6 protein-coding genes are annotated in these 6,515 nt (G+C 72.9%); 1 reads left to right on the top strand and 5 read right to left on the bottom strand.

Annotation, left to right across the window (positions count from 1 at the left end):
* The 3 genes from E1258_RS08625 to E1258_RS08615 form a co-directional block, all read right to left on the bottom strand.
* Nucleotides 1-937: PHB depolymerase family esterase (locus E1258_RS08625; protein WP_132398487.1), on the bottom strand; the 937-nt coding region annotated here is incomplete at its 3' end.
* 537 nt (nucleotides 938-1,474) lie between these two features.
* Nucleotides 1,475-2,236, bottom strand: a complete 762-nt coding sequence (locus tag E1258_RS08620; protein WP_132398485.1) for an SDR family oxidoreductase — start codon at nucleotides 2,234-2,236, stop codon at nucleotides 1,475-1,477.
* On the bottom strand, nucleotides 2,233-3,258 hold the full coding sequence (locus E1258_RS08615; RefSeq protein WP_132398483.1) for a zinc-binding dehydrogenase: 1,026 nt from the start codon (nucleotides 3,256-3,258) through the stop codon (nucleotides 2,233-2,235). Before E1258_RS08615 ends, E1258_RS08620 begins: the two co-directional genes overlap by 4 nt.
* A gap of 266 nt (nucleotides 3,259-3,524) precedes the next feature.
* Here E1258_RS08615 and E1258_RS08610 point away from each other — a divergent pair, with 266 nt between their 5' ends.
* Nucleotides 3,525-4,220, top strand: coding sequence for a FadR/GntR family transcriptional regulator (locus tag E1258_RS08610; RefSeq protein WP_132398481.1), 696 nt, complete (start codon nucleotides 3,525-3,527; stop codon nucleotides 4,218-4,220).
* Nucleotides 4,221-4,237: 17 nt separating this feature from the next.
* Here E1258_RS08610 and E1258_RS08605 read toward each other — a convergent pair whose 3' ends face one another.
* Complete coding sequence (locus E1258_RS08605) at nucleotides 4,238-5,119, bottom strand: amidohydrolase (protein WP_132398479.1); 882 nt, start codon at nucleotides 5,117-5,119, stop codon at nucleotides 4,238-4,240.
* Nucleotides 5,116-6,444 (bottom strand): enolase C-terminal domain-like protein, encoded by a 1,329-nt coding sequence (locus tag E1258_RS08600; RefSeq protein ID WP_207919476.1) that lies wholly within the window; start codon nucleotides 6,442-6,444, stop codon nucleotides 5,116-5,118. Before E1258_RS08600 ends, E1258_RS08605 begins: the two co-directional genes overlap by 4 nt.
* Nucleotides 6,445-6,515 lie beyond the last annotated feature (71 nt).

Here is a 6,515-nt window from a genome sequence, read left to right as displayed (position 1 = left end):
GGGTGGTGCCGTCGAACTGGGTGAAGAAGCTCCACACCACGGGCCTGGTCCAGGAGTTCTCGCCGGGCGCGAAGGGGTCGGCGGAGCCGTCCACGGCGTTGGGGGCGTGCGGGCCGTCGAACGGCGCCCAGGCCACCGGGTAGCCGGCCCGGCATCCCGAGTAGTAGGTGAGGGTGTGCGTGAGGCTGCCCGGCGCCGGCTCCGGCGGGTTCTGCGGGGTGCAGCCGTTGTTCCTGACGAACCGGTCGCGCAGCGACCGTCCGGTCGAGATCGGGATGACGTTGTCCCGGAGACCGTGGATGCCGATGTACGCGATGGGTTGGGTGCCGCCGCTGCAACCGCTCAGCTCCGCGCCGGCGTAGACCGCGACCGCGCGGAAGACCGTCGCCCGGGCGCAGGCGATGGCGTAGCTCATGCCGCCGCCGTAGCTGAAGCCCATGGCGAAGCGTTGCGTGGTGTCGACGCACAGACCTGCTTCGATCTGCCTCATCATGTCGTCGACGAAGGTGAGGTCCCGGCCGCTGGTGTTCGCCCAGCCGTTGCCGATGCCCTGGGGCGCGACGAAGATCGCCGAGTTGTTCGACAGCGCCCGGAGCCCGTAGTAGGACCAGGGGTATCCGCTGGTGCCGCCCGAGTCGACCTCGCTGGCGGTGCCGCCGTTCCAGTGGAACGCGAAGATCAACCGGTAGGGGCGGTTGCGGTCGTAGTTGTCGGGGATCCGCAGGATGAACGAACGGTTCTGGCCGCCGCTGGAGATCGTGCGCGTGCCGCTGGTCAACGTCGGGGCCTGGCCGCACCCGGCGGTCGCCGCGAGAGGAGTGACATCCTTCGCGTACGCGACCGGGCCGGCTCCGGCGGCGATCGCCGCGCCGCCGGCCGCGAGGACGAGCGCTGCCGCGCCCGCGACAGCACCGACGACGAGCCGATGTCTCAACATGGGGCATCTCCTTCTGGGGTCAGGCGTGCGGCGGGCAGGCCCCGGGGATGCGACCGACCCGCGGTACGGATGAGAACGGCGCAGGCGACGCGGAGTCACCAGGTACCGTCGCCGACGGGCAGTGTGCCGACTGGCCGGCTGCCCGCCACCGGACCGATTCGTTGCCCGCCGGGCCCGCCCTCCGGTTTGCGTCCGGACCGAAGGGGCCCCCGGTCAGCGGGTCAGCTCCCGATCCCCGCTGCTGGTTGGCCCCCCGCCACCCGGGAAGGCAGTCTCTTTACATCGATTAACGTTAACGTAATACGTGTGATGTTTGCTGTCAACGAGGGGCTGGCTCACCAGTTCGGCGATCACCGCGCGCAGTCCCACGCCGCCTCGGCCGCGCTCACGTCGAAACGCGTGCGCCCCGCGCACCACGGCGCCACGGTTCACCGCCACGGGCACCCCGCGCCCGGCTCGCCCACGTGCAGCGGGGCCGGAATGCGCACCGGCAGGTGGGATCTGGTCCGCGCTGCCCGCCTGGTTCGGCCCCGCTACTCAGCGGCCGAGCCAACCACCGTCGACCGGGATGATCGTGCCGTGCACGTAGGCCGCCGCATCGGAGGCGAGGAAGACGGTGACCCCCGCGAGGTCGTCGGGTCGACCCCAGCGGCCGGCCGGGATCCGCTCCAGGATGGCCCGGTTCCGCTCCGGTTGCTCCCGCAGCGCCCGGGTGTTGTCCGTGCCGATGTAGCCCGGCGCGATCGCGTTGACGTTGACGCCGTGCGGCGCCCACTCGTTGGCCAGCGCCCGGGTCAGCCCGGCGACGCCGGACTTCGCGGCGGCGTAGCCGGGCACGGTCACGCCGCCCTGGAAGCTCAGCATCGACGCGGTGAAGATGACTTTCCCGCTGCCCCGCCGGACCATGTCCCGGCCGATCTCGCGGGCGAGCACGAACGGGGCGGTGAGATCGACCTCCAGCACGTGGTCCCAGTCCTCGTCGGTGTGCTCGGCGGCCGGGGCGCGGCGGATCGTGCCGGCGTTGTTGACGAGGATGTCGACGGGCCGTTCGCGCTCGCCGAGCCATCCGGCCAGCGCGCGGACGGCGGCCCGGTCGGACAGGTCCGCCCGGTACGGGACGAAGGAGCGGCCGTGGGCCGCCACCCGCTCCGCGACCTCGCTGCCGGTGTCCTCCAGCGCGGCGCTCACGCCGATAACGTCGGCGCCCGCCGCCGCCAGGGCCTCGGCCATCGCCAGGCCGATGCCGCGCCGGCAGCCGGTCACCACGGCCAGCCGGCCGCTCAGGTCGAACGGGTTCACGCGTCCCCTCCACAGTCGACGAGCACCTTCACGTCACCGCCGGCGGCGAGCGCCTCAAACGCCCGCGCCACCTCGGTCAGCGGCACGATCCGGGTGATGAGCCGCTCGGCGGGCACCTGCCCGCCGTGCACCAGGCGGACCGCCTCGGCGTAGTCCTGGTGCTCGTACACCCGCACGCCGATCATCTCCAGCTCGCGCCAGAAGATCCGGTGCAGGTCCACCTCGCGCGGGGTGGGATGGATCGCCACCATGACGAGCCGCCCGCGTACGGCGAGCAGGTCGGTCGCGGTGCGGACCCCCGCGGCCGAGCCGGACACCTCGAACACCACGTCGGCGCCCGCTCCCCCGGTGGCGTCCCGGACGAACGACGTGACCTCGACCACCGCCGGGTCCACGGTGCAGAGACCGAGGTCGGCGGCGAGCTCACGGCGGCGGGGGTCGAGTTCGAGCACGGTCACCACGGCGCCGGCCGCCTGGGCGACCGTGCCGATGAGCAGGCCGACCGGGCCCGCGCCGATGACCACCGCGTGTTCGCCGGCGACGAGCCGGGAGCGCCGCACGTCGTGCACGGCCACCGCCGTCGGCTCGACCAACGCGGCGTGCGCCAGGGGCAGTTCCTCGGGCAGCGGCACCAGGATCCGCGCGGGCACCGTCCAGGAGCGCTGCATCGAGCCGGGCGAGTCGATGCCGACGAAGTTGAGCCGGTGGCAGATGTGGGTGTGGCCGGCGCGGCAGGCGGGGCACTCGCCGCACCAGTCCAGCGGCATGACGGTCACCGGTTCGCCCACCCGGCGACCGTCGACGCCCGCGCCGACCTCGGCGACGCGGCCGGACATCTCGTGGCCGATCACCGCCGGCACGCGGACCCGCTGATCCATCGCCCCGTGCGCGATGTGCAGGTCGGTGCCGCAGATGCCGGTGTACGCGACGTCGATGCGTACCTCGCCGGGACCGGGCGGCACCGCTGTGGTCTCCTCGACGACGAAGGTGTGCTTGCCGACGTAGTGTGCGCTTCGGTTCACGCGATCTCCTCGGTCAGGTGCGAACATCATGCCCCCGGGGCGTTGGCGCGGCGCGCCGACGCCTTCCCGTGGGCACGTGCCCGGACAGGACGGTGCGCACGTCCGGATCGGGTTCCGGTCGACCCGGGTCGCGGGGCCGCGACGGCGCGGGAACCACGACGGCGGCAAACGTCCGATGTCTCTATATTGGTGGGGCTGCCGCCACCCGCCGCCGACGGCGGGTCCATTGGGACAGCGATCGACGGCCCGGTCGGAAGGAGACGTGGATGGCACTGACCGACGACGCGATCGCGCGGATCCGGAGCATGATCCAGAGCGGCGAGCTGCCGCCGGGCGCACGGCTGCCGCCGGAGCCGCAACTGGCTGCGCAGATGGGGCTGTCGCGCAGTGGGGTGCGGGAGGCGGTGAAGGTGCTCGAATCGGCCCGCGTGCTCGACGTGCGGCGCGGCGACGGGACGTACGTCACCAGTCTCGCCCCCCGGCTGCTGCTGGAGGGGCTGGGCGTGGCGGTGGAGCTGCTGCGCGACGACACGCTGCTGGAGGTCGTGGAGGTACGCCGGATGCTGGAGCCGGTGGCGACCGGCCTGGCGGCGCTGCGAGTGACCGACGCTCAGCTCGCCGAGCTCAGCCGGATCCTGGAGGAGATGCGGGCGGCGGCCGACGACGCCGAGAAGCTGATCCGGTTCGACATCGCCTTCCACCAGACCGTCATCGCCGCGACCGGCAACGAGACCCTCGCATCGCTGCTGGACGGGCTGTCCAGCCGTACGGTGCGGGCCCGGGTGTGGCGCGGGCTGATAGAGGGCAACTCGGCACACAAGACGATCGACGAGCACCACGCGATCTACCTCGCGCTGCGCTCGCGTGACCAACTGCTCGCCCAGGCCAGCGCGCTGATACACGTCAACACCTCCGAGGCGTGGCTGCGTACGGTGCTCGCGGCCCAGGCGGCGAAGGCGTGAGCCGCCGCCGGCCGGGGTCATGCGGGCGGCGCCGGGGCGAGCTGCTCGACCCGCCGCGCCAGGTCGTAGGCGCGCACGGCGGTCCCGGCGAAGATCTCGTGTCGGTCCTGGGCCGACAGTGGGGGCAGCGCGGCCGTCAACGCCCGGCGCACCCCGGGATAGTCCGATCTGAGTAGGCAGACCGGCCAGTCCGAGCCAAACATCAGACGCTCCGGCCCGAACTCCTCGATCGCCGCCTCGACGAACGGACGCAGCTCGTCCGGCGACCAGTCCGGCCCGGCCTCGGTGACCAGACCGGACAGCTTGCCGGTGACGTTGGGGTTGGCGGCCAGGGCGGCCAGCGGGCCGCGCCAGCTCCGCAGGCCCGCCTCGCCCTCGTCGATGCGGGGCTTGCCCAGGTGGTCGAGGACGAACCGGAGCTGCGGCACCGCCCGGGCCGCCCGGGCCGCCGCAGGTAGCTGGTCGGCGCGGATCACCAGGTCGAACACGAGCCCGGCGGCACCGATCTCGGCGAGCCCACGCCGCACGTCGGGCCGGTCGAGGTAGTCGGGGTCCGCCTCCCCCTGCACCTGCGAGCGCACCCCGACCAGGAACTCGCCCCCGCGCAGCCGGCGGTACCGCCCGACGGTGGCGGCCACGTCGCCGGCCGCGACGTCGAGCCAGGCCACCATCGCGAGGATCGCCGGGGTGTCGGCGGCGTAGCCGAGGAACTCGGCCGCCTCGTCGGGGTGGCAGCGACCGCCCTCCACCAGCACGGTGCCGTGCACGCCGGCCGCGGCGAGCTCGGTGGTCAGATCCTGTGGGGTGAACGGCCGGCGGATGACTTCCAGCCCGGGCGCGTCGAGCCAGTCGTAGCCGCGTTCCGGCCGCCACAGGTGGTGATGCGCGTCGATGATCATGCCGTCTGCCCTCCCATCGTGGCGGGCGTGGTCGTCCACTGCGGGCCGTCCGGGTACCGGTAGTCGGCCACGGAGGTGGCGACGATCTCCGCGCTCATCCCCGGGGCGGTGGGCGCGAGGTACCGCCCGCCGCTGAGCCGGACCGGGTCGACGAAGTGCTCGTGCAGGTGGTCGACGTACTCGATGGCCCGGTCGTCGGTGCTGCCGCTGAGCGCGACGAAGTCGAACATGGCCAGGTGCTGCACCAGCTCGCACAGCCCCACCCCGCCGGCGTGCGGGCACACCGGCACCCCGAACTTCGCGGCGAGCAGCAGGACGGCCAGGTTCTCGTTGACACCGGCGACCCGGCAGGCGTCGATCTGCACCACGTCGACGGCGTCGGCCTGCAACAACTGCTTGAACATGACCGCGTTGTGCACGTGCTCGCCGGTGGCCACCTTGACCGGGGCGAGGGCCTTGCGCACGGCGGCGTGCCCGAGCACGTCGTCCGGCGACGTCGGCTCCTCGATCCAGTACGGGTCGAACGCGGCCAGCTCGCGCATCCACCGGATCGCCTCCGGCACACCCCAGATCTGGTTGGCGTCGACCGCGATGCGGATGTCCGGCCCCACGGCCTGCCGGGCGATGCCCAACCGGCGTACGTCGTCGGCGAGGTTCCCGCCGACCTTGAGCTTGATCAGCCGATACCCCTCGCGCACCGCCTCCGCGCAGAGCCGGGCCAGCTTCTCGTCGTCGTAGCCCAGCCAGCCGGGGGTGGTCGTGTACGCCGGGTAGCCCTCGGCCCGCAGCAGGCTCTCGCGCTCGGACCGGCCGGCTACGGCGCCCCGCAGCAGCCCGAGCGCCTCGTCCTCGGTGAGAGCGTCGCGCAGGTAGCGGAAGTCGACCTGCGCCACGAGCTGCTCCGGGGTGAGGTCGGCGAGCAGCTTCCACAGCGGCTTGCCCGCCCGCCGCGCGGCGAGATCCCACACCGCGTTGACGAGGCCGCCGGCGGCCATGTGCACGACGCCCTTCTCCGGGCCCAGCCAGCGGATCTGGCTGTCACCGACGAGCCTGCGGGCCAGGGCGCCCGGGTCGGCGACCAGCTCGTCGACCGGCTGGCCGACCACCATCGGGGCGAGCGACTGCACGGCCGCGACCTGGATCTCGGTGCCCCGGCCCACCGTGAAGACCAGACCGTACCCGGTGGCGCCCGCCGAGGTCCGCAGGATGACGTAGGCGGCGGAGTAGTCCGGGAACGGGTTCATCGCGTCGGACCCGTCGCGGTGCCGCGAGGTGGGGAACCGTACGTCGATGGTTGCTACGGACGAGATGAGCTCAGTCACCAGAACTCCTGGGGAGTAGAACGTCGGCCGCCTTGTGCCCCGACTCGTGGATCTGCCTCGGCGATGGGCCCGAC

Source organism: Micromonospora sp. KC207, from assembly GCF_004348615.1.
Taxonomy (GTDB): Bacteria; Actinomycetota; Actinomycetes; order Mycobacteriales; family Micromonosporaceae; genus Micromonospora.
The sequence above is the reverse complement of the archived record's forward strand: the minus strand, read 5'-3'. Positions and strand labels throughout refer to the sequence as shown.